The organism is Zhongshania aliphaticivorans (assembly GCF_902705875.1).
Classification (GTDB): domain Bacteria; phylum Pseudomonadota; class Gammaproteobacteria; order Pseudomonadales; family Spongiibacteraceae; genus Spongiibacter; species Spongiibacter aliphaticivorans_A.
Genome location: NZ_CACSIK010000001.1, coordinates 2502211 through 2525412, shown reverse-complemented (window position 1 = coordinate 2525412; position 23202 = coordinate 2502211). Strand labels below are relative to the sequence as shown.

General features: G+C 46.1%; 20 protein-coding genes. 10 read left to right on the top strand and 10 right to left on the bottom strand.

Features of this window, described 5'->3' with window-relative positions; genetic code table 11:
- Positions 1-6: 6 nt before the first annotated feature.
- Entirely contained in the window at positions 7-1461 is a 1455-nt protein-coding gene (locus tag AELLOGFF_RS11385; protein ID WP_159268855.1) for an ATP-binding cassette domain-containing protein, read from the bottom strand.
- 93 nt (positions 1462-1554) lie between these two features.
- Positions 1555-2430: a TIGR00730 family Rossman fold protein gene (locus AELLOGFF_RS11380; RefSeq protein ID WP_159268854.1), complete on the bottom strand. Its 876-nt coding sequence runs from the start codon at positions 2428-2430 to the stop codon at positions 1555-1557.
- Positions 2431-2670: 240 nt separating this feature from the next.
- On the opposite strand from AELLOGFF_RS11380, the gene AELLOGFF_RS11375 reads away from it, so the two are divergent.
- From AELLOGFF_RS11375 to AELLOGFF_RS11360, 4 genes are all read left to right on the top strand, one after another.
- Complete coding sequence (locus AELLOGFF_RS11375; RefSeq protein WP_159268853.1) at positions 2671-3537, top strand: DUF1295 domain-containing protein; 867 nt, start codon at positions 2671-2673, stop codon at positions 3535-3537.
- Positions 3538-3596: 59 nt separating this feature from the next.
- Complete coding sequence (locus tag AELLOGFF_RS11370) at positions 3597-5156, top strand: cation:proton antiporter family protein (RefSeq protein ID WP_159268852.1); 1560 nt, start codon at positions 3597-3599, stop codon at positions 5154-5156.
- A 225-nt stretch (positions 5157-5381) separates the two neighbouring features.
- Entirely contained in the window at positions 5382-6695 is a 1314-nt protein-coding gene (locus AELLOGFF_RS11365; RefSeq protein ID WP_159268851.1) for a DUF2157 domain-containing protein, read from the top strand.
- Positions 6688-7695 carry a GDYXXLXY domain-containing protein gene (locus AELLOGFF_RS11360; protein WP_159268850.1) on the top strand — a complete coding sequence of 336 codons (1008 nt, stop codon included), beginning with the start codon at positions 6688-6690 and terminating at the stop codon, positions 7693-7695. The genes AELLOGFF_RS11365 and AELLOGFF_RS11360 overlap by 8 nt, the downstream gene beginning before the upstream one ends.
- 21 nt (positions 7696-7716) lie before the next feature.
- Here AELLOGFF_RS11360 and AELLOGFF_RS11355 read toward each other — a convergent pair whose 3' ends face one another.
- Positions 7717-8124: a GFA family protein gene (locus AELLOGFF_RS11355; RefSeq protein WP_159268849.1), complete on the bottom strand. Its 408-nt coding sequence runs from the start codon at positions 8122-8124 to the stop codon at positions 7717-7719.
- 191 nt (positions 8125-8315) lie between these two features.
- Positions 8316-9539, bottom strand: a complete 1224-nt coding sequence (locus tag AELLOGFF_RS11350; protein ID WP_235035704.1) for an acyl-CoA desaturase — start codon at positions 9537-9539, stop codon at positions 8316-8318.
- A 92-nt stretch (positions 9540-9631) separates the two neighbouring features.
- Between AELLOGFF_RS11350 and AELLOGFF_RS11345 the strand changes: the two genes are divergently transcribed.
- The 3 genes from AELLOGFF_RS11345 to AELLOGFF_RS11335 all read left to right on the top strand — a co-directional run bounded on the left by AELLOGFF_RS11345 (position 9632) and on the right by AELLOGFF_RS11335 (position 13468).
- Complete coding sequence (locus tag AELLOGFF_RS11345; RefSeq protein WP_159268848.1) at positions 9632-9814, top strand: hypothetical protein; 183 nt, start codon at positions 9632-9634, stop codon at positions 9812-9814.
- A gap of 50 nt (positions 9815-9864) precedes the next feature.
- Positions 9865-12396: a TonB-dependent receptor gene (locus tag AELLOGFF_RS11340; protein ID WP_235035703.1), complete on the top strand. Its 2532-nt coding sequence runs from the start codon at positions 9865-9867 to the stop codon at positions 12394-12396.
- Positions 12397-12460: 64 nt separating this feature from the next.
- Complete coding sequence (locus tag AELLOGFF_RS11335; protein WP_200842647.1) at positions 12461-13468, top strand: 2-dehydropantoate 2-reductase; 1008 nt, start codon at positions 12461-12463, stop codon at positions 13466-13468.
- A gap of 43 nt (positions 13469-13511) precedes the next feature.
- Here AELLOGFF_RS11335 and AELLOGFF_RS11330 read toward each other — a convergent pair whose 3' ends face one another.
- Complete coding sequence (locus AELLOGFF_RS11330) at positions 13512-14663, bottom strand: IS4 family transposase (RefSeq protein ID WP_159268847.1); 1152 nt, start codon at positions 14661-14663, stop codon at positions 13512-13514.
- 174 nt (positions 14664-14837) lie between these two features.
- On the opposite strand from AELLOGFF_RS11330, the gene AELLOGFF_RS11325 reads away from it, so the two are divergent.
- A complete protein-coding gene (locus tag AELLOGFF_RS11325; RefSeq protein WP_159269378.1) occupies positions 14838-15263 on the top strand; it encodes a DUF1294 domain-containing protein in 426 nt (141 codons plus the stop codon).
- Positions 15264-15321: 58 nt separating this feature from the next.
- Here the strand turns inward: AELLOGFF_RS11325 and AELLOGFF_RS11320 are convergent, their stop codons facing one another.
- From AELLOGFF_RS11320 to AELLOGFF_RS11310, 4 genes are all read right to left on the bottom strand, one after another.
- The gene (locus AELLOGFF_RS11320) at positions 15322-15732 is read right to left on the bottom strand and encodes a hypothetical protein (protein WP_159268846.1); all 411 of its coding nucleotides are present in this window, start codon (positions 15730-15732) and stop codon (positions 15322-15324) included.
- Between the two features lie 74 nt (positions 15733-15806).
- A complete protein-coding gene (locus AELLOGFF_RS18220) occupies positions 15807-16049 on the bottom strand; it encodes a DUF6868 family protein (RefSeq protein ID WP_419183918.1) in 243 nt (80 codons plus the stop codon).
- Between the two features lie 110 nt (positions 16050-16159).
- Positions 16160-16483 (bottom strand): DUF962 domain-containing protein, encoded by a 324-nt coding sequence (locus tag AELLOGFF_RS11315; RefSeq protein ID WP_159268845.1) that lies wholly within the window; start codon positions 16481-16483, stop codon positions 16160-16162.
- A gap of 29 nt (positions 16484-16512) precedes the next feature.
- Positions 16513-17271: a class II aldolase/adducin family protein gene (locus tag AELLOGFF_RS11310; RefSeq protein WP_159268844.1), complete on the bottom strand. Its 759-nt coding sequence runs from the start codon at positions 17269-17271 to the stop codon at positions 16513-16515.
- A 148-nt stretch (positions 17272-17419) separates the two neighbouring features.
- Between AELLOGFF_RS11310 and AELLOGFF_RS11305 the strand changes: the two genes are divergently transcribed.
- Together AELLOGFF_RS11305 and AELLOGFF_RS11300 are read left to right on the top strand one after the other, a co-directional pair.
- The gene (locus AELLOGFF_RS11305; RefSeq protein ID WP_159268843.1) at positions 17420-18112 is read left to right on the top strand and encodes a Crp/Fnr family transcriptional regulator; all 693 of its coding nucleotides are present in this window, start codon (positions 17420-17422) and stop codon (positions 18110-18112) included.
- A gap of 805 nt (positions 18113-18917) precedes the next feature.
- Complete coding sequence (locus AELLOGFF_RS11300) at positions 18918-19514, top strand: hypothetical protein (protein WP_159268842.1); 597 nt, start codon at positions 18918-18920, stop codon at positions 19512-19514.
- A gap of 617 nt (positions 19515-20131) precedes the next feature.
- Here AELLOGFF_RS11300 and AELLOGFF_RS11295 read toward each other — a convergent pair.
- A complete protein-coding gene (locus AELLOGFF_RS11295) occupies positions 20132-22405 on the bottom strand; it encodes a TonB-dependent receptor (protein ID WP_159268841.1) in 2274 nt (757 codons plus the stop codon).
- Positions 22406-23202 lie beyond the last annotated feature (797 nt).

The window sequence follows — 23202 nt, the reverse complement described above, 5'->3', positions numbered from 1 at the left end:
CTTGCCCTAAGACTCCCGAATATTGGCGGTGTAGCCGCCATTTTCGGAAGGCACCAAATCGATAAATTGGTTGATACAGGCGGGCAACTCTTCGCGGCGGTGGGAGACAAATAAAATCCGCGTTTGGCCGTGGGCTGCAATTTGATCGACGGCGCCGAGCAGTTTCGCTTTCTGATCATTGTCTAGGCCTATACAAGGCTCGTCGAGTATTAAAATGCGCGGCGATTTCACCATGGCGCGGGCTAATAAGATCATGCGTTGTTCGCCAAACGATAGCCGTTCAAAGCGCTGTTCTTTTAATGGCAGTAAATCTAGGGCATCTAACCATGCCATCAATGTTTGGCGCTGGGATTCACTGTAATTATTGTACAAGCCCACGGAATCGAAAAGCCCAGAGGCAACAACGTCGATTGCTTTGGTGCGTTTCAGATTGCTCATTTGCATGCTGGTATTGAGAATGCCAAATTGTGATTTAACCTCCCAAATACTTTCGCCACTGCCTCGTTGGCGGCCAAATAAAAATACTTGCTGCCCATAGGCTTTGTCATTTTCACCGCATAATAAGCCGAGCAAGGTTGATTTGCCGGCGCCATTGGGACCACTAATACAGCAGTGCTGGTGAGGCATCAGCGTCCAGTTGATATCACTCAATACTTGCTTGCCGCGAAAATTCACATTGATGTTTCGAAGCTCTAGCAATGCTTTGTCGGCGGGATAACTGGGGGCATTGGCAATGGGCAGTGGTTTGGCGAAATGATGAATGACCTTGGCGTGTTTTTTTGCCTCCAAGGCGCTGCATTCACCCCGTATTTTCCCATGATCCATTTGATACACCGTGTCGATAGTATCGGGGATGTCATTGGCGTCTTTGGTCAGCAAAATTAACGGAGTTGTCGAACTGACTAATTCGGCTAGTAATGTGTGCATTTCTGCTTGGGCATGAATATCTAGGCCCTCAAAGGGGTTGTCTAAAATTAAGGCTGCGGGCTTGGCAAATAGTGCTCGGGCTAACAGCGTTTTACGGCTTTCGCCCGTCGAGATATAGCGAATTCCCTGCTCAAGAATATGATCAATTCCTAAGCGTGTGCACAGCTCAGTAAACGCCGCGTCCGGAGTATACCCTTGTAGCACTGCCTGTTTAACAGTGGTGCCAACGTCAAAGGCATCGTCGCGAGTCTCGCTGTCATCATAGCGGCGGTCGTGTTCCATTAGCTCACGATGTAAATCGAAGGAGATGTGGGCAATGTCCTTTGGGCCAATATCGTCAGCATATTCGACCTCGCCGCTATTGGGGCGGAGAGTGTCGGTAATGAGTTTGGCGAGGGTGGTTTTGCCCGCACCATTGCCGCCGAGAATGGCAATGTGCTGACCATGTGGCCAAAACCAGCTGAAGTCATCAAGGATAGGCTCTAGCTGGTAAGAAAAACGGATGTGTTGGAAGCGAACGATAGGCGCCGACATAGGTAACCATTAGCTGAAAAACAATCGGCTATGATACCACAGGCCGAAGCCATTTTTAGGTGAAGAAGGCCTGTGGCTAGGGGCTAACAGGGTCTAGCAGCGTATGCATTGCCCTGGGCTGAGTTGGTAGAAATCGACGATATGCTGCCAAGCTTGCTCGGCGGTATCGACAATAGAGATCATATTTACGTCATCTGGGCTAATAACACCTTCATCCCGCAAAAACTCTAGATTAATGGCTTGCCGCCAAAATTCGTGGCCAATAAGAATGATGGGAACGCGCTTAGATTTGCCTGTTTGAATGAGCGTCAGCGCTTCAAATAGTTCGTCAAATGTGCCAAAGCCGCCGGGGCAGACGATCACTGCTTTAGCCCGTAGCATAAAGTGCATTTTGCGTATGCCAAAATAATGAAAGCGAAAACAAAACTCGGGGCTAATATAAGGGTTTGGAGCTTGTTCGTGGGGCAATACAATATTTAAGCCAATGGACTTCCCGTTAGCCTCTGCCGCACCACGATTGGCGGCTTCCATAATACCTGGCCCGCCACCGGTGACCACATAGAGGCGTTCGTTTTCTTCGCAGTTAGCTGAATGCGAGGTGATGAGATCACCTAGTTTTTGGGCCTGCTGATAATAATGACTATTGCGTTGTTCTCGTTTGGCGGCACGAATTTTAGCTGGGTCGCCGTCAGCCTCAGCTGATTTTAGCGCGTTGTTGGCATCAGATGGTGAGAGAAATCGGGCGCTGCCAAAGATAACAATCGTCGATTCTATACCGTGTTCTTTAAGCACCATTTCAGGTTTTTGTAGCTCTAGATGAAACCGTAAACCGCGTAATTCTTCGCGAAGTAAAAAATCTTGATCGGTATACGCCAATCGATAAGCCGGTGGGCTGTCCTGTTGGTTGCTTGGCATTTCGTCGCGAGCAGAGGGGAAGTTTGCTCCATGTAGCCTGGGTTTATCTTGCATTTATTATTTCCTGATAGGTGTCTAATGCTTATGCTGCTTTAAGTTACGATTAGGGGCAAGCCTTGTTTTTCCTTGCTTCGCAAATCTTGTTTGCTGCTGTTATATTATTTACTACCTTAGAGCTAAGGGATGTGGTTTGGAATCTTAGTTTGGTGAGGTTTAGAGCTTGGCCCTGTATATTAAAATCCCAGCTGTGTTAAATACAGCGCTGTATCGCAAAGGCCATGAGGGCGTTCTATTATGAAATCAGCATGGAGTGGGGGCGCCATCATAAGTTTGCTGCTGTTGTTTATGGTAGCGCTTACTTACGCGGCATCTCAAGGAATGCCTCGTATCGCCGGCATGGCAATTCCGCTGTGGATTTTGGTTGGGGTCGTTGCCAGTCAATGGCTTGGTTTTATTCATGCCTATTTGTTTCAGACCGAGCGTTATTACGATGTCATTGGCGCAGTGGCGAATATTAGCGTCGTGCTTTCTATGCTGGTCTTAGTCGTACAGCTTGGGGTAGGCGACTATTTATTGGCGGGGTGTATTATCGTATGGGCGCTGCGTTTAGGTAGCTTTCTTTTTTTAAGAATAATGCAAGATGGTGGTGACACTCGCTTTGATAATATTAAACCGAGTTTTTCCCGCTTTTTGGTGGCTTGGACTTTGCAAGCCAGCTGGATATTTCTAATCCAATTGGCTGCTATTTTGGCGCTTAGTGATGAGCGAGCACTGCCTTTGGGGTGGTTAGTTATTATAGGGTTTGTGATCTGGTCAGTGGGTATGGTGATTGAAAGCGTTGCTGATTGGCAAAAGCGTCAGTTTCGCGCTAAGCCAAGTCATCGAGGCAAGTTTATTAGCTCTGGCTTGTGGGCTAGGTCGCGACACCCAAATTATTTTGGCGAAATATTGGCGTGGGTGGGAGTGAGTTTAATGGCCTTGCCTGCGTTAAATGGATGGATGTATTTGGGTTTGATTTCGCCTTGTTTTCTTGTACTACTGTTAACCAAGGTGAGTGGCGTTCCTCTGTTAGAGGCAAGTGCAGATCAGCGTTGGGGCGGTGATGCAGAGTATGCGCGTTATAAAAGAACGACGCCGGTATTAATTCCTAGATTATTTTAACTTAGTGCAATGTGATTGCTGTGTGATATTTAGAAACCTAGATTAATGGATGTAGGCTAATGATTGAACCCATTTTAGTGGGCGTGGCTTTTTTGGCCGGTTTAGGTTTTCGGCGAATTGGTATGCCGCCGTTATTGGGATATTTAATTGCAGGTTTTTTAGCTGGTTGGTTTGAACTTGGCGATGCTGATGTTATCCACGTCTTATCGGAAATCGGTATCACCTTATTATTGTTTACCATTGGCTTAAAATTGAATTTGCGGGAGTTATTGGCGCCGCAAATTTGGGTAACTGCGTCACTGCATACCGTTATCGTGGTGCCTTTAACCGCCGCTGTGTTATTGGCCTTACTTTGGGTCTTGCCCGGAGTTGAAGAAATTGACGCCTCAGTGGCGTGGATGCTGGCTTTCGCACTCTCGTTTTCTAGTACGGTCTTTGCCGTTAAAATCTTTGATGAGCGCGGTGAGGGCGCAGCACTACACGCCAAAATTGCTATTGGAATCTTGATTGTTCAGGATATTTTTGCGGTAAGTTACCTTGTTTTGTCTGCTGAGCATACGCCTTCGCCTTGGGCATTTTTGTTATTGGCTCTGCCTTTACTCAGGCCTGTATTGGTATATTTGTTAAAACAGGCGGGCCATGGCGAACTGTTGATTTTATTTGGTATGGCTGTCGCGCTGGGAAGTGCTGAGCTATTTCATATGATGCATTTGGAGGCAGGCTTGGGCGCCTTGTTGTTTGGCGTGTTGCTGTCCAATGTTGATAAGAGTGTTGAGCTATACAAGAGCTTGATTAACTTTAAAGACATCTTCCTTACGGCGTTTTTTCTCAGTATTGGTTATTACGGTTTGCCCAGCGGAAACATGCTGCTAGTTGCCTTGGTGATTAGCGCTTTAGTCTTGTTGCGGCCCTTGGTTTATTTTGCTTTGCTTCTGATGTTTCGCTTACGGGCCAGAACGTCGCTGTTGGTTGGCTTGTCGCTGTTTAATTACAGTGAGTTTGGTTTAATTGTTGCCGCGATGGCGGTCAATAGTGGGCAGCTTCCGGGGGCATGGTTGACCACGCTGGCCGTCGCCATGGCGATTTCTTTATTTATTGCTGTGCCATTTAACACCCATGTGCATTCCATGTATGCGCGTTTGGCTACCCGTCTGCAAAAAATGGAGCGTAAAGAGTTACTGCAAGAAGAGCGCCCAGTTGATTTGGGCGAGGCTGAAATAGTCATTTTTGGTATGGGGCGTATAGGCAGTGGGGCTTATGAATACCTGAGTGAGCACTACCCCGATAAGATTATTGGCGTGGAGGAGAGCGCGGATAAGGCATTAAAAATGCGCCTAGCGGGTATCTCCTGTGTCACTGGGGATGCCAGTGACCGAGATTTTCTAGAGCGTGCGAATTTGCATCGCCGTAAAACGGTATTAGTGAGTTTAACGAATCACTCTGAAAATGTTGATGTAGTTAAGCTTCTTCAGCAGCTGGACTACCGAGGTAAAATCGCGGTTGTGTCGCGTTTTCCCGATCAGCAGGAGGAGTTGATTGGTATGGGTTGTATTACGTTTAATTTATATGCTGAAGCGGGTCATGGTTTTGCCGAGCGAGTGTTAGAGGAGCTCGGGTAAACAGGTAGTTTCTTTTGATGCTGTATATTGAATTGGACGTATATTTATCACTGGCTATCAGGGTCACTCGGGTTAAGCGGTGATAAGCAATATAAAGTGATTTAATACGGTTATAGGGTTTCTATTCAACCCTCTAATCCCGCAGAATGATTGACCATAATACAGAACAGGACAGCGATTTCTGCCTTGGTGTTGACCTTGGCAGTTTACAATTGCAGGAGCACTATGGATAACAACAACCCTTGGCTGCGGGCCGAGATAGCGCAGTGGTTACGTGAGGGCATCATTAATGATCAGCAGGCCCAAGCTTTATATGCTCGTTATCCCGCTTTTGTAGCGTATCGACCTAAGAGTGATGGGGCGTGGGGAAAGGTTATTTTTGCCGTTTTGGGTGCGGTAATTTTCGGGCTCGGTATTATTTTGTTGTTTGCCTATAACTGGCAAGATATGCACCGTTATTTGAAGTTGGCGGTGATTTCTGTGGGTATTCTGGGGGCGCATGGCAGTGCCCTATTGATGGGCCGCAGTGAAAAGGCTAACCCTCGTGTCGTAGAAAGTATTCATATCTTGGGAACGATGCTATTTGGCGCTGGTATTTGGTTAGTGGCGCAAATTTATCACATGGATCTACATTTCCCTGATGGATTTTTATTGTTATGCCTTGCGGCTCTGAGCTTGGCTTGGGCCTTGCCCTCTGTGGCTCATGGTGTGTTGGCAATACTTGCCTTGTTGCTTTGGAGTGGTGTTGAGACCTTTGAGTTTGGTCGTCATTTGCCTCTTGCAAGCGGTATCTTACTTTTTGTTTTATTACCTTTGGCATACCTACAGCGCTCTTCGTCATTTTTAGCGTGTTTGTTGTTAGCTCTCCCCGTTTCATATTCTTTTACTGTGCTGGGCGTGGATGACTCCTATTTATTTGTTGCCGCGTTGTTATTACTTAGTAGTTATTTTGGCGTTGCTAGGTTGGCAATGACTAGCGCTTACCCTGCAAGTGCTATGGTCTTAACATCGTGCGGTAGTGTGGTGTGGTTACCCTTAATTTATATAGGGACGTTTACGGGGCTTCCAGCGCTGCCGAGCCTATCTGAAATGACGGGTATTGACTCCTTGTATCTCCTGCTTCCGCTCATATTGACGCTGGGTGTTTGGACGGTGGTGTTGGCTCGGCCTGCAAGCCGGCCTAGCTTGCCAGAACAATGGCTAGAAAGTGGTTTGGTCTTGTTTGTGCTTGTTTTTGCGTTGCTGCCTGCGCTGTTTGGCGCCGATATGTCAGGCTTGAGCCGTGTAGTGTTTAATATTGCGCTTTTGAATTACGCACTGTTGTATGTGTTTCGTGGCACCCAGTACCTAAAGGGCTGGGTCTTGACCTTGGGTTGCGTGATGTTGGTGTTATTGGGTGGCGCTCGGTTCACTGATTTGTTTCATAGTTTATTAGCGCGTTCAGCTGTGTTCTTGCTCTTGGGCTTGTTGTTATTTGTTATTGGATTGCGATATTCCAAGCAGCTTACCCGCCGTAAGTTGGAGAAGCCCCGTGCGTAAAGCGTTGATTATTGTGTTAGTGCTCAGTCAGTTTGCGGTGTTGGGGTATATGGCCGGCGAGCGGGAGTGGATACACCGTAATGGCGATCGCATCTATTTGCGCACAGCGCCTATTGATCCAAGAGATCCGTTTCGCGGTGACTACGTTCAGCTTAGTTATGCTCTAAATACCATTGATGCGGCACGATACCGCTCAACCCTTGCGGCATCCTTGCCTAGTAGTGATGCGGTGGTGTATGCCGTTTTAAAGCGGGGGGCAGAGGGTGTATATGGGCTTGATTATCTTAGCGATCGTCAACCTAGCAGTGGTACGTTCTTGCGTGGCCGAGTGAGCCGTGAACCTAATGGCGGTCAAATTCATGTTCGTTACGGTATAGAGCAATATTTTGTAGAGCAGGGTGCCGGTATTGCGATAGAAAAGAAACGTGGTGATCGTGATAGCGTCCAAATTCCAATGGAGGTTGAAGTTGCCTTGGGGCGTGGCGGGCAATCGGTTTTAACGGGGTTCCGTTGGGCGCCAATAGGTATTCGTTTAGAGCAGCTTACCACTGTGAGTGATGAGAGCGATCGGGGTGAGGCTAGGCCTCCGCGTAGTCCTAAATTGTTGCTAACTTTAAAAAATGTATCAAATAACGTGCTGCTTATTGCTGATAATGCATTGCATTGTGGCTTTTCATTGCAGGCAGAAGGGGATACTGGCCGACGTTATTCAATGGCCAATAATCACTGTAGTCCTTATGTTTTACAGGAGGCTGATGTGATTACCTTGGCGCCGGGGCAGGCGTATCGCGCTGAGCTAGATATGGCATTGCCACGTTGGTATGTATTAGAAGAAGGGGCGGCGGGCTCTGCATCGCTAGCCGTTGCGGCAGTGAATGAACGGTTTAGGATTGTTTACCGCCCCCCAGTCATTCCCGCTGATACGAGTGTAAATGAGGGCGTGTTGTGGCAAGGCGAAATCGTATCACCGACGTTTAATGTGAGAGGGGTTATTGATTAGCCTCTGCGACTAGGGCTTGCCTTAAATTTCGGCGTCATTGGGGCCTTCATTAAACGCTTTAATACCATGAGGTAGAATTTCCCACTGGGCTTTTGACCCAACATAGAGGTGGTAGTCAATATCGACCTCTGGGTCTCCGTTTAAGCAACCTAGTGTTACTCCGTGAGGAAGCCCCTGGTAGGTGCCGCACAAGGTTGAGCCGCACAGACTACAAAATTGAAATCCATATTCTGGGCTAGACGAAAAGCTAGTGAGTAATTCTCGGCCCTGCAACCAGGTGAATTCACTGCTTTCCACTAGCGCGTAAGCAGAGGCCTGGCCACTAAAGACTTTACGGCAACGGGAGCAGTGGCAGGATCGCGCATCTTTCAGCTTACCGTCAATTTGGTATTTAATACTGCCGCAAAAACATTCTCCGGTGATCGCCATCGCTTATGCTCTCTTTATTGTTTTACTTGGGGTAAATATACGGCAGCAAGGATTGCAATGCCAATAGTGCGGGACGTTGTCTAGGGGGGAACTTGAAGAGATTAAGCTTACCGCCCTTGGTTGTTCTGGGACGGTAAGGTTTGTGTGGGGAGAGAAGACTTGGAGCTTAGCCTCCAGTTTACTTCTTCAGTTTATGCCATTTCCATTGTTAGCATTTGCAGGCGCTTACGTTGCATTTTAAGGGCGTATTCAAGCTCTTTCAGTCGACTGCGCAAGGTGGCATGTTCCCATGCTTCGTGTAAATTTTGCTGCAAGGTTTCTTTTTTACCGGCAAGGTTTAGTTGCAGTGCATCTTTTTGAACGGCAAGATTCTCTCTTTTGGCTTCCATCCAGCGCTGACTGATTGCATTCCAGTCGTTCAAATGCTCACAGAATTGCTGATATTCCTGCTCTAAAAAAGCGGTAAATTGATTGCTGTCTGCGCCTTTACGGTTACGTAAAGCTTGCTCCGCTTTTTTGAATTGCATTGTCATGATGGCGCGCTGAATTTTGAAATTGGGTATTTTGCGTAAATCCCAAGTAAGCCCGATCCAAGATGCAGATTTTATTAGCCATTTTGTTGGGTCGTAATGCCACCAGCGAATGCCGTTACGGTAATCATTTTGAAAAATATGGTGGTAGTTGTGATAACCCTCGCCGTAAGTCAGCAGTGCTAGAAAATCGTTGTCGCGGGCGGTGTTTTCGTCAGTATAGGGACGGCGACCCCAAAAGTGGGCCAAGGAATTAATGAAAAAGGTGGTGTGGTGACTAACCACCAAGCGCAATACGCCGGCGAGTAGTAGGTTTTCTAGCATATTGCCGGTCAGAAAGCCTAGCGCTACCGCAGGTGCGAAGTTCATAAATAATACTAAGGGTAGATAGTAGCGGTGTTGCCACATCACTATTTTGTCGCGTTGTAAATCTTTTGCATTTGAGAAGTCTTCGGCGCTGGCGGGATAATCGCGAAGCATCCAGCCCATGTGGGAATACCACAAGCCTCGTTTGGCCGAGTAGGGATCGTTGTCGACGTGATCGACGTGGCGGTGATGGCGACGGTGGCCAGAGGCCCAGATCAATATACTGTTTTGTGTCGCTGCGGCCCCAAACAAGGCAAACAAGACCTTTAAGATTGGGTGCGCTTTATAGCTGTTGTGAGCCCATAGACGATGGTAGCCGGCGGTAATAGACATGCCGTTGGCCCCTAAAATAAGGAAGAAACCAAGCCAAGCTGTCCATGTAAAACCGTGGCTAATGCCGTACCAAGGTACACCTATTAGTGCGATTAATAATGTGCTGGAAAACAAAATAGTTTGCATCCATAGTCTTGGTGGCATAGCGTCAGTCGCTGTGTTTCCAGGCTGTGTTTGCTCAGGCATGGGTGTTTGGCCTCGGGTGTTTATTGTTTACGTTAATCCTGATATTGAGTGCATTTTATAGAAAGCTGTGCCACAAGAATAGTTACCGGTTGATGACAAGCTCATTTCAATGCCCATTGAAGCTTAATAAGCTAGCTTACTCGTTGATTATTAATGCTGATATGCGCAATTTCCCTAGGTTGGTATGGCGTGTAATCAAGGTTCTTGTTGGCTCACTTGTGGTATTGTTATTCCGTTATGGTCTAGATGAATCACTCGTTGGTGATGATAGCTAATCAGGTGGCTCGGCCAATAAATTTAAAGACAGACCTAACCTCAGTGTTAAATGACTAATCAGAAATGGACTAAGATGACGTTGTATCAATTTAAACAATTTCCTGCTTTAGCACACCGGTATTCAGAATGTACTTTCAAGCCCTTACTTCTTAGTGTGACTTTAGTTGGAGTCTTGTTACCTAGTTCTGTAGCGCTAGCAGCGGAAGCTGGTCGTCTTGAAGAGATCTTGGTGAGTGCGAGGAAGAAAACCGAATCATTGCAAGATACGCCTATTTCTTTGACGGTTTTTAATGAAGAGCGCTTGGTTGTTGAAGGAATCAGCGGCCTTAAAGACATTGCTAATAAAGTGCCGGGACTGACGATTGAGCCGTTTCCCATTAATGGTGGCAGCTTACGGATATATATTCGGGGTATTGGTATTGGTGATATTCAGGTAACCCAGGACACGCCCGTCGCGCTATATATGGACGGCGTTTATATTGCTCGTTCCAGTGGAACCTCTATGGATGTTGCCGAGTTGGCGCGTATAGAGGTTCTGCGAGGCCCACAGGGAACCCTTTACGGTCGTAATACCACGGGTGGCGCAATCAACCTCATCACTAAACGTCCAAATACAGAAGCACTTGAATTCTCTCAAGTTGTGTCCGCGGGTAACCGGAACTTATTGCGGTCTAAAACCAGTCTTAACGTGCCTATCACGGATACCTTAGCGCTCAAGTTTGCCTACTTAACCGAAAGCCGTGATGGCTTTGTTGAAAATACAGGCCCCGGTGGTGATTTTGGTGATCGCGATATTCAAGGAGCGCGCTTTGATTTGGGCTGGGATATTAGTGACCGGTTACGATTAGATTACAGCTATGACCGTTCGGAACTAGAATTTTACAATTACATGTTTCAGTCGGTGATGCCACCGGATCCAGAGGGTAGTAAGGGCCAATCTGAGGCTATAAAAAATAGCGCACAGGAGCGTAGCCGTTTCGATGAAGACATGTTGACTTCCCTAGCAACGACCGCACCGATGGAAGCCTCAACAAGTGATGTGGAAGGCCATGCCTTGATTTTGAGTGCTTCTACCGATCTGGGGGATATAAAATATATTGCTTCTTATCGTGAGTTAGTGGATGCCGCTTACACCGATTTAGGTGGTGGCTTGGGGGCTGCTGATTACCGCCTGGATACTAATGCCTATGATGGCCCTGCGGCGTTGTATGCCACTGGCGGGGCAACTCCACTGGTACGTCCTGAAATTCGCCAGCGTCAAAGCTCTCACGAGTTACAGTTTAACGGGGCGGCAGAGGATTGGGGGATTGAATATCTGATTGGCGGTTATTATTTTGAAGAAACCGCAACTGAAGATAATAGCCCTCTACACCTTCAGCTAAGAGCACCACTTGATGGCGCCGATGGTGTCTATCTCGTTAATCTACTGAGCCAACTCTACAAGGTAGATAATGAGGCTTTGGCGGTTTTTGGCCAACTCACATGGACTCCCGCTATTCTTGATGAAGCACTGCATATCACTTTGGGTGCTCGGCATTCACGCGACAAACGATATGCCCTCAAAAATCAGGAAGATGAAGTGTTGATTGAGTATTCGCCAATCAGTGGTATACCAATAGCCGTGCCGTTGTCCTTGATAGCTGAGAATCCGCTATTGGCGCCGCTGGTGAATCCTATTCTAGCTGAAGTGGGTTTACCGGGTGATCGTCGTTTCAATAATGTCTCTGGTAGTCGTCGCTTTAAAGATGATTCGTTTAGTTTGCTAGCAGAATATGAGCTAAGCGATGAAGCTAATCTCTACGCCAAGATGGTAGAAGCGTATAAAAGTGGCGGCTTTAATACCCGTGATCCACAGTTAGACGGCAATCAAGGAGCGGCCTCTGATGACATTGATTACGGTGTTGGCTTTGCAGACGGTTTTGGTGAGGAGAAAGCGCGTACAGTCGAGGTTGGAGTCAAAAGTGAGTGGTTGAAAGGGCGAGTTAGAGTGAATGCCGATATCTATCATACCGAATTTGATGACATGCAAATGAACTTTCTGCTCAATGGCACTGTTGCTGATACCAAGGTATTAAATGCGGGTAAAGCGAGTATGTCAGGTTTTGAATTTGATGCGACAGCATTACTTGGCGATGATTTTATCATTGCGATGGAGTACGCCTATTTAGACGCTGAAATCACCGAGGTTATAGATAGTTATGGCAATAATGTGACTCAGCGATATGCTTTTTCTGCCGCGCCCAAAAACACCTACACAGCCTCTCTAGATTGGGTAATGTGGCGAAGTGATTTTGCTGTGGTTCAGTTGAACGTCAATACCAGCTATATGGACACCCGTTTAGGCGGTGGTGATGTGCAAGACGCATACACCATTCTTAGAGACTATCAATTGTGGAATGCGCGTCTAAGTGTCAATGAGATTGAACTTGGCAAAGGTGCTGTAAGTATCGCGTTCTGGGGTAAGAATTTACTTGATGAAACTTATGAAATTTACGCAATCGATAACTTACCACATGCTGATAGGGCAGTATTGTGGGGTGATCCAGTCAGTTACGGTGTTGATATGGCGTATCGTTTCTAAGTAGAGTGAAGCGTTTAGCGGCGGACCATTTGTCTAATCATAGATTAGTAGCAGGGAGCAGGGCATGGCATTGAGAATAGGGATAATCGGTGCAGGTAGTATTGGCTGTTACGTGGGCGCCGCTTTGGCTATGGGTGGTGCTGAGACCAGTTTTTTAGCACGAGAGCGGATTGCCAATATTGTCGCCGAGCATGGCTTAAGGATCAGTGACTTCCGAGGATTAGACCACCATATTGCTCCTGCTCATTTGTGTTTTTTTACAGATATTGGCGCTATGGCCGATCGAGAATGTGTCATTGTTACAGTTAAGTCAGGTGATACAGAGGCTGTAGCGGCTGATCTTGCCAAAGTGATAGATTCAAAAGCCATCGTGATTAGTTTGCAAAATGGCGTTGGGAATGCAGCTGTTTTGCAAAAGGCTTTACCTAATCATACGGTGTTGGCGGGGATGATAGCGTTTAATGTATTGCAGGGAGAGAGGGGGCATTTTCATGCCGGTACAGATGGAGAGGTTATCATTCAAGAATCGGCAATGGCGCAAGAGTTAGCCGCTTTCTTCCTGGCTAGTGGCACTCCATTTGAAACCCACGACAATATGACATCGGTGCTTTGGTCAAAGTTGCTGCTTAACTTAAACAACCCCATTAATGCTTTATCAGGAATAGGTTTAAAGGATCAGCTTTCTCAGCGAGCTTACAGATTATGTTTGGCTGCGTTGCAGCGTGAGGCACTTGCCGTACTGGGCTCTGCCGGAATTCCTATCCAAAAGATGACGGCGGTCCCAGCCACTTGGATGCCTGCATTATTGAGCTTACCTGATTTTGTGTTTAAGCGATTTGCCCAATCCATGCTGGCTATTGACCCTGTTGCGCGTTCTTCTATGTGGGAAGATTTGGAGCGGGGTCGTAAAACAGAGGTGGAATGGTTAAACGGCGAAGTGATTCGCCTAGGCGAGAATTATGGTCTTTCAGCTCCGGCTAATGAAAGGGTGCGGCAATTAATTCAGCAAGCTGAACGTGGTGGGCGTAGAGATTACAAAGGCGACGAATTATTAAAACTAATCAGTGCCTAGTCCCCCTTTTTAATACCCAGTTTCACTGCTGTCCCATAAACTTTCAGGTGAATTGCAGTTGGGTTTGTAATTGAGGGTCCACCGACTCTGGAGGGTCACCTCTCAGTAGAGCCAGTAGGTCCCGTCGCTCAAATAAATTGAGCTGGAGTAAGCGTAAAATCTGCTGGAGACTCAAATTCAGCTTGTTACAAAATTTGATATACGACAGCAGCAGGTACATACAAATGGCAATCCAGATTTGCGTTAACACGGCATTTCTGGAAGTGCCCAAAAAGCTTTTGATCTTTAAGTTCTGTTTGATCCATTTAAAGAACAGTTCGATCTGCCAGCGCGATTTGTAAATGTTAGCGATGGTTTTAGCAGCCAGTTTGAAGTTGTTAGTCAGGAAGACATAGTGCTTCCCGGTTTCCGGATTGCGGTAGCTGATACGACGTAATGCCGCAGGGCAATCGGCCGCTTTGGTGCCTTTGATTTTGATTGTCTGATCGGAGGTAAGCCCCGAGTTTTTGGCAACAGGCCGACGTTCGAGCACATCGTATGTGGCATTGGTTTTCTGGCGAGTAACAAAGAAAATAGCATTGTCATTCAGCAGGTTGTACCACGTGTAATCCGTGTAGCCGCGATCAAAGACGACTATACTTTGTTTCGGGAGTTTGAGTGTGCGGCCAATGGTGACATCGTGAACCTTGCCGTCAGTGACCGTCATAAAGGTTGGAAGGTAGCCGCTGTGATCCAGGCCCACATGGAGCTTAACCGCGCCTTTGGTGGAACGGAATTTTGCCCAGGGAAATACCTTAAGGCAGAGATCAATGGTGGATGCATCCAGGGAGTAAAGTTTGTTTTTGAAACGAAAACCATGCTTGGGTGCCAGACCCTGGCAACGAGCGAGAAGCTTGCCAAAGAGTGCTTCATACAGAGAATGTGGCTGCCGTTCATTGACTCTGGCTAGTGATGATCGACTGACCGTTGAGGCACCGAGGTGGTACAGCTTACTGGCTTGGGCAGAAACGTTGGTAACGATATCGCGTAGACTGCTGCGCCCTGAGAGTTGCCCCAGCCCCATAGCAACAAACTGCGACCAGCGAGACATTTTACGCAATTTTCGGCCTTGATGATGCTGACCAGCCAGCATCTCAAATTCATGTCTCGGAATAAATTTTAGCAATTGAGCGAGTACCGTATTATGATGTGCCATGGCTTAAATCTCCTGATATGTACAGTGTTTGGTCGCACTTACATTGTATCAATCTGTTGAGATTTAAGCCTTTTTTGTTTCATGTTTATGGGACAGCAGTGACCCAGTTTTATTTTAGGGCTGCCCTTTGAACACGAAGTATATCAAACCTTGAATTATAAATATTTTATAGTAATGGCCTTTGTGGCAGCTATTTTTGGTTCTTATTCTCTCGGCTATACACCGCTAATTATTGGTGTTTTGTTTTTGGTGGCGAGCTTTGTTACTTATTTTTATTACGCTAAAGATAAAAAGGCAGCAGTAACCGGGACATGGCGAGTGCCGGAAAATACCCTACATATATTAGCGATATGCTGTGGGTGGCCGGGTGCACTTGTGGCACAAGAACGCTTGCGTCATAAAACAAAGAAACTTCGTTTTCGGGTTGGCTTATGGCTTACTGTTTTGGTAAATATTGCTGGGGTGGTTTGGCTTCATTTGAGTCAAGGTAGCTCTCTACTTCAGCGTGGTCTTCATCATGTCGAGGGCTTGGTGATGAGCCATGATCAGCATGAGTTCATTATTTCGACAGTGTTGCTGTTAACAACATATCGTCTTTAATAATCTCAGCTGACACTGTTTAAAGCTTGCCCCTGACCTTAATACTTTTTATTTACATTTATTGGTAATCATCCAGGCGCCAACCTTGTTCGGTTTTTATTAGCTGTACTCGGTCTTCTTTTGTGATGCTGTCACCCGCTTTGAAGTCACCATACTGCATCCGCATGGTCATGAGCTTGAAGCCTGAGCCAATTGTTTCAAAGGGGGAATCACTGGGTGTATCGATCATCTGCTCACTTAGCGCTTCAAAGCTTTGTTTGAACGTCAGCTCGTAGCGCACATCAGCTATATAGGTCTGTTCGTTTTTAGCTAAGCCATTGGTTTTCTCAAAGGCGGTGATACGGTAAGTCTCGGCGCCGCCATCACTAAGAATAGCATCAGAGACTAATTGTTTTATTAGACGTTCGCTGGGCTTGCCAGAACAGGCAGTTAATATGACGCAGAGAAGGATAAAACCAATTTTTTTCATGGGGCTGTTCACAGTGATTAAGAATAAGACTGATATTCTAACGTAATATTGCTAAAGAGCTGAAATCTCCTTAATTACTGAATAATCAGCAGAGCAATATAGGGAGTAAGATTAAATACCAATATTAGGATTTTATAAATTGCGAGAAACTGGTAAATCTGGGTATTGAAGGCCGTTCTTTCAAGAGTGAAAAGCCGGCCGTGAACTCGGTAAATAAAATCGGGGGCTAGCATAAACATAAGACTGCTAAAACATAGGATGCCAATGTTAAGAACACTACACCATTTCAAGAAGTTGGTGAGAAGGATGATATCCATTGCTAGATCCTATGACTGATTATCTGTCTCTGTGGAATACAATTACTTATAGCATAGCGCAAATAATCAGTAATTTTTCTGATAGCCTCGTTATTTGCGTTAAAGCTACATTAGAACGGGATTTTGCCAATAAGCATATCTTTTGCCATCACCCAGTCGCCCATAAAACTATATAAGGGGTGTTTGAAGGTAGCGGGCTTATTGTGCTCAAAAAAGAAGTGCCCCACCCAAGCAAAGCCATAACCAATGACGGGTAATAACCAAAGTAAGGCCCAGTCTTGAGTGGCAAAAGTACTAATAAGTAGAGCAATAACTAGGCTGCTGCCGACAAAGTGTAGCCGGCGACAGATGATGTTGGTGTGCTCGGCTAAATAAAAGGGATAGAATTCGGCAAAACTCGAAAATTGCTTTAGGTCAGTGCGTGTGCTGGTCATTTTATGGCTCCTTGTTGTTTTGCTTATATTTAATCGGCATAGCCAGGGTTTTGGCGGTCGAGTTTACGCAGTAATCCTGGCCATGCGAGGCCGCCGAATAAGCCCTTGGTGGCAATTTCGGCTGCTTCCTTAACACCACTGACAATACTTGGGTTTATAGGAGTTAAGTCTCTATTGCCAGCTAGCGCTCTTACTTGAATCATACAGGCAGCCTCAAAAAAATACATGGCCAAAAATGCGTCTGCAGGATTGCTACCTACGGTGAGTAAGCCGTGATTGCGCAACATTAGAAAGGTGTTGTCGGCAAGATTAGCGACTAGGCGAGGTTTTTCTTCTTCATTGAGGGCAATACCTTCATAGTCATGGTAGCCGAGGCTAGCTAAAATAAGGGTAGATTGCTGTGATAGTGGTAAGACGCCATCGCGTTGTGCGGATACTGCAACGCCGTTAAGCGAGTGGGTGTGCATCACGCAAAGCGCATCTTCTCGAGCTTGGTGAATAGCGCTGTGAATCGTAAAGCCAGCAGGGTTCACCGGGTAGGGAGAGTCTTGTACTTTCTCGCCGTTAAGATCTATTTTAACCAGTGAGGAGGCCGTAATTTCCTCAAACATCATCCCGTAGGGATTTATAAGAAAGTGATGCTCTGGGCCGGGAATTCGTACCGAAATGTGTGTGAAGACCAAATCATCCCAGCCGTATAAGGCAACAAGGCGATAGGCTGCGGCAAGATCAACGCGAAGCTGCCATTCTTCAGGGGATACTTGGTCTTTAAGTGATGTGGTGGTCATAACGGCTTCCTTATTGTTTTACTCGTTTCAAGCTAATCTATAGCCTAAGTTTCTGCGCTATGTCATCAGAAATCTGTCAAAAAGGTTACATTGTTAGTGTTGAACAAAAAGCTAAATAAAAGTGATACCCATAAAATGGACGTATTTTGTGATAGATAAACGCTTAATATTAACGACTAACTCCCTGTTGTCTGGGCTGCCGGTCGATGTGGTGGAGCAGCTTCTTGCTGTTAGTTCTTTAAAACAGTTGGCTGATGGTGAGTGTGTATATGCGCAGGGAGATGTGGGTGACGGGCTTCTTGGCGTGGTGGAAGGGCGTATTCGCCTGAGTAATAGCAGTCGAGACGGTAAAGAGCTATTGGTCATGCTTGTGGAACCGGGTGACTGGATCGGTGAGGTTTCTTTGTTTGATGGCTTACCGCGAAGTCAGGATGCCTTTGCGGTGGGTGACTGCTCAATTTTATTTTTACCCAAGGCTAAGTTTGACGCCTTATTAAACGCAAAGCCGGAGCTATATCAGTATTTTGTGCCCATGTTATGTCGCAAATTACGTTTGGCCTTAAGTTATGTAGAGAGTGTAGCGCTTTACTCTTTACCTGCGCGCTTGGCGCAACGCCTTTTAGAGCTGTTGAATTTTTATGGTGTGGATGACGGTAAGCTAGGTCATTTAATTGATGTGCACCTTCCCCAAGAAGATCTCGCAAAAATGCTTGGGGTGTCACGTCAGGCCGTTAGTCGTGAGCTCAAACGCTTAGAAGCTGATGGTGTTATCCAGCTTGCCTATGGTCAGTTACGAATACTGGATAAAGCAGCTTTAAAGCTGGAGTTAGATCGCGCTTAGCTGCCCCTATTGCTCAAGTAACGGTTTTATATCTTGCTACTCATGTGTCGAAAAAGTGTTTGGCTTATTTCTGCCAACTTGTTGTGACCGATAAGGTCGCGAGTAGCTTCAGCCGCCTTGCCTTAGTTAGTGAATAAGTTTCTTCACTTAATTTGTAAGAGAGAATGCTAGTAGCGGGCTGGTCTATCGTTAGTGCTGGGATATGACGATGCTTAATATTTTTCTAGCCTGTTCCAAAAGCGATTGGTATGGCATGAATGACGATCGGCAAAATCGCCGCTAAACCGGAAGAAGAGAAGTTGTTTCAAGCACAAAAACTTTAGAATCATTTCATGTCAGTATTAATATCCCCTCGTAAAAACATCGTTGTTAAAATATAAAAATAAAAACTCAAGTCCATGTTGGATAGATTTTTGAAATGATTAATTACCACTATATAGGAAGTGTGAAGTTGAGATATTTTAAAAAATACTACTAACAAGGAATCTCCAATAACCCGCTGGAAGCTACATCACAAAATTTAAAATACGTAACTTTTAGCCTGCAAGCTAAGGATTATGTGTAGTAGTGGGGTGATTTATAAAAATAAGTATAAGTACCAATTTATTTATTCGCTGATTGCATTTCAGAAACGAGATCGGCCTCACAAAAATAACATCTTAATATAGTCGCGCATTGAGATATCAATATATTTATACCAGTATTATTTTGTGCCGCACAAAGTCAGGTCGATTCACGGGCAGCAACTCTAATGCTCGGTGCAACATTAAAAACTATTAGTCTTAAATAAAAATGAGGGTTCACCATGAAAAAGAAAATAACAGCTCTATTGGGTGGTTTGGTAATAGCTAGTTCCGCAATGACAGTACAAGCACAAGTTCCCATCGTAGGCGGCCTGCTGAGTGGCCTACCCATTGTCGGCGGCGCACTCGGTGGAGATCTACTCGGCGGCGACTTACTTGGTGGATTACCCTTGGTTGGCGGTCTGACTGACGGCGATTTACTTGGCGGCTTAGCCGGCGGTGATTTACTTGGCGGCTTACCGATAGTCGGCGGTCTAGTCGGCGGTGATTTACTTGGCGGTTTACCGGTAGTCGGTGGTCTAGTCGGCGGCGACTTACTTGGCGGTTTACCGGTAGTCGGCGGTCTAGCTGACGGTGATTTAATTGGCGGCTTACCGATAGTTGGCGGTCTAGTTGATGGCTTAGTCGGCAATCTAGCTGGCGGTGATATTCTTGGTGGTTTACCGGTGATTGGCAACTTAACTGGCGGCGGCCTGCCCATTGTTGACTCACTACCAGTCGTTGGGGGCTTGCTTGGCGGTGGCATCCCCCTTGTTGGCGATTTACCTGTTATCGGCGGCCTAGTAGGTGGCTTGCCAATCGTTGGCGATGTTTTGTAAGTAACATCCGTAAATTAGATATAGCCGATTATTCGGCTATATCTCCAGCTCCTTATTTAAGCTGTAATTCATCACGCTTTGTCGTCACCGCTTTCCCTTTTTCTATACGCCGGTAGCAATGATTCGGTGCAGGGTATTGTCGTCGCTAGATTAGAATCGGGTCTTTCATATGTAGTAAGTTGCTCTAGCTGGGACGCTGCCAAGATATATCACGCAGGCTCCGAGGGTGATCTTAGATTGAGTATCCCGCTGGAAGGTCGAACCTTGGTGTCGCTGTTACCCGAGAATGGATAGGGAGCTATCGCTATGGCATGCTGCATTTTTGGTGCATTGATATTTATCGGTATCTCATCTCTGATCGCTACCTTTAAAGATGGTCTCGCGTGTTTTCTTGGGAAGCCTCGGCCAAAAACCGAGAAAAGTACTGAGTGGAGATTACAGCAACCCCGTTAAGTTGAGGGAATTTACTTTGACGTCAAGGCGGATGAGAAGCTTAGGTTTGGCCGTTATCCCACACGAAAGTGGAATTGTCAGTACAAACAGTGACAGCTGGCACCCTGTTTCGGTGGTGCTTGCGGTCACTGTTGTTGTCTATTTACTATAATTAAATAGGAATATTAAAAATTAGCGCCAAACTCAGCCGTTATCATCCGTGGTGGCATTAAAAAGCCCATGTGTGATCCTTCAAGTATGGGTAGGTCTGCCGTGAATTGGCGAACAGTCTTATCCTCTAGGTTTTTCACATGGACCATAAAGCGCCAGTTTTCGTTGGGGTCAACTATGCCGACGTGTAAGTTCACCAGAGAATAGGCTTCCTGGGTGTCGATGGGGTCTTGATCTAGGTCAAAGAAAATATCGTCGCGCCAGCTGTAGTCAGCACCAATAACGAAGGCCAGCTTGTCTTCTATGATCGGTAGAGCACTGTTAAACCCAAAGGCAGCACTGTATTCAGGTGCGCGTGGCAGCTGTTCACCACTTAGGTCACAGGTTTCTTCACTGCTACCTGCTTGGCATGGGCCATCGGGGTAGTCATCGAATCTAGCGTCAGTATAGCCGGCACTGGCGTAAAGCATGGTGCCGCGAAAGGGTTGGTAATTAATGTCGAATTCCAAGCCCTTCGTTGTGGCTTCGGCGGCGTTGCTGACAAGGAATCCGTTACCAATAAAGGCTTGAATTTGCATGTCGCTAAATTGGGTGTAGAAGAGTGCAGTATTTGCAGTAAGGGCACCTTCGAGGGCGGTAATTTTATAGCCAAGTTCGTAAGCAATGGCTGTTTCTTGATCAAATTCTGCTTCGTCTGGGGTGCGTGCTAGTGGATTGTAACCACCGGCTTTAAAGCCCTCGGAGTACGATGCGTAAAGCATCTGGTCGTCTTTAACGGCATACTGTAATGATAGTTTGGGCGCAACATTAGACTCGTTGCGCTTGTCTTGTAATGTGTATTCGGTTACACCAAAACCAGCCTGTAAAAGCACGCCGGTATTTTCGTAGTCTTGATCTAGATCTATTTCCTTGGTTTCTTTAGATGCGCGCAATCCAATAATGGCGGTCAGTCGGTCGCTTATATGCCAGCTTAACTGGGTAAATAGTGCCAGTGTGCTGGTGTTTTGCTGAAAAACTTGATGTAAGGAATCCGACGTTAAACCGTAGAGTAATGGGTCTAGAATATTTCCCAAAGGGTCTGTGACTGGGCCAAGTAAGTTTGTGAGCGTTGGCGAAAGTGCATCTAATAATACGCCGGTTAGGGAAGGGTCTGGCAGCATGCGCAGATCGCCCACTAAATGATTGTCCGATTGAAAACCAAAGGCGCCGACAATGTATTCTATTTTTCCTGGCGCAGAAGTAAGGCGAATCTCCAGCATTTGTTGATCATATTCTGTTTGGCGATCCCAATCTGCGATAGGGGCTGGGCCGGTGTCAGCGTCAAGGTAAAGCGTTTCTGTTAATTCGGCGTGGCTGGCAATAATCGTTAGTAATTGGTCGCCGAATTCCCAGTTGGTGTCTAGATTTATCACCCGTGATTCGCTGGCGCTATAATTTTCAGTATCGCTATGGCTAACATAGTCAAAATTGTCTTCGAGGGTAGGGTCGAATAGCCCATGTACTAGTGCGGCTTCAGGTGCTAGAGAAAACGGTTCCCAGCCTTGGCCGTTGTCTTTCGCTTCGCCTTGGTACATGGTAAGGACAAAGCTAAGATCATCTGTAGCATCAAATAATAGTTTGGCGCGGATGCCTTGCTTGTCTATTTGCTTCTCGTCTTCGTTGCGAACGGAGTTATAGACGTAGCCATCTTTGGTATGGCTAGTGGCGGCTATGCGCAGTGCTAATTTTTCCTCTATTAGCGGTGCATTTAACATTGCGCTTATTTCTTTGTTGTCATAATCACCTGTTGTTATTGCTACTGACGATTCCCATTCGTGAGTAGGGTTTGCGCTAGTAACGTTGATCGCCCCCGCGACAGTATTTTTACCAAACAGTGTACCTTGTGGACCTTTTAATAACTCGACCCGGGCTAAGTCAAGAAACGCGTCTTGGAGGAAGGCGGCTTTGCCGTAGTAAATACCGTCTACATAAAACCCAACAGATTGTTCCATGCCGTCATTGAGTGGTGCGTTCAAGCCGCGCATACCAACTTGGACATAGCCGGGGGTCATATTAATGTCGGTGTTTGGGCTGGTAAGGGCAACTTCATCAAATGATTTTATAGCCGAAGTCTGCATGCGCTCGGCGCTCATTACCGATACAGATAGCGGCACATCTTGCGCTGACTGCGACCTTTTTTGAGCGGTTACAATCACTTCCTCTATATAGTCCCGACGTTTCTTCTCAACGACGTCAGTCCATGCTTGGCTTGAAGCTAATAGTATTGATAACACTAAGGTTTTTTTCATTATTTTATCCTTGTTTAGTTTGTGTCTATATTCCAAGTTGCTGCTTTTAATACGCTTTCGCTTATAACGCTCTCGTCAAAGCGCTCTAGTGTCCCGCTGGTCTTTTTTTTTCGGTCCACGCAACTCGGGCTCTAATTAACCGCGCAAGACCGAAATCAATATTGTTCATATAGTCTTCTGATATCTGTCACAGCTAGGATGCGGCTTAGCTGATATGAACACATTTGAATGTAGTAGCTGCCCAATTATTGATCTAATTATTCGACGCCCACCTCTCAATATCTTGAGTTTGTATGGCTTGTTGCTATAGGAGTTGGTTTTGCTTATTTTTGTATACCATAAGGTATGGAATGTTGTTTCGTCAAGTATATTAATGATTACTGGGCGTGCTATTTGCTCAGTGACAGGATTGTGAGATGGGTGGCAATCTACGTAGACTAAATAGTAAAACCGTTAAACTCGCAATTGGTGTATAGAGGTATACTGGCAGGAATAAAAAATTAACTGGGGAGATGGCCGAGCATAGCGACTTTAGGGCAATTCTGCGTGTCAGGGCTGATTCTGCTGCGCTAGTTCGGCAGGAAGCACTTATTATGGGAAAAGACATAACAAATCCCCCCCTGGGATCATGTAGCCGACAGATAGCCTAAGGGGTAATACTTGCTGTATTCCCAGCTGAACGATAAGCTTAGGATAAGCATTTTTTAACCCCTTTGCCGTTAAATAAAGCGGAATGTTAGCAAAACATTGCTTAATACAAATTATAAAATTCATTAACTTTTCTGTGTTTGTAGTCG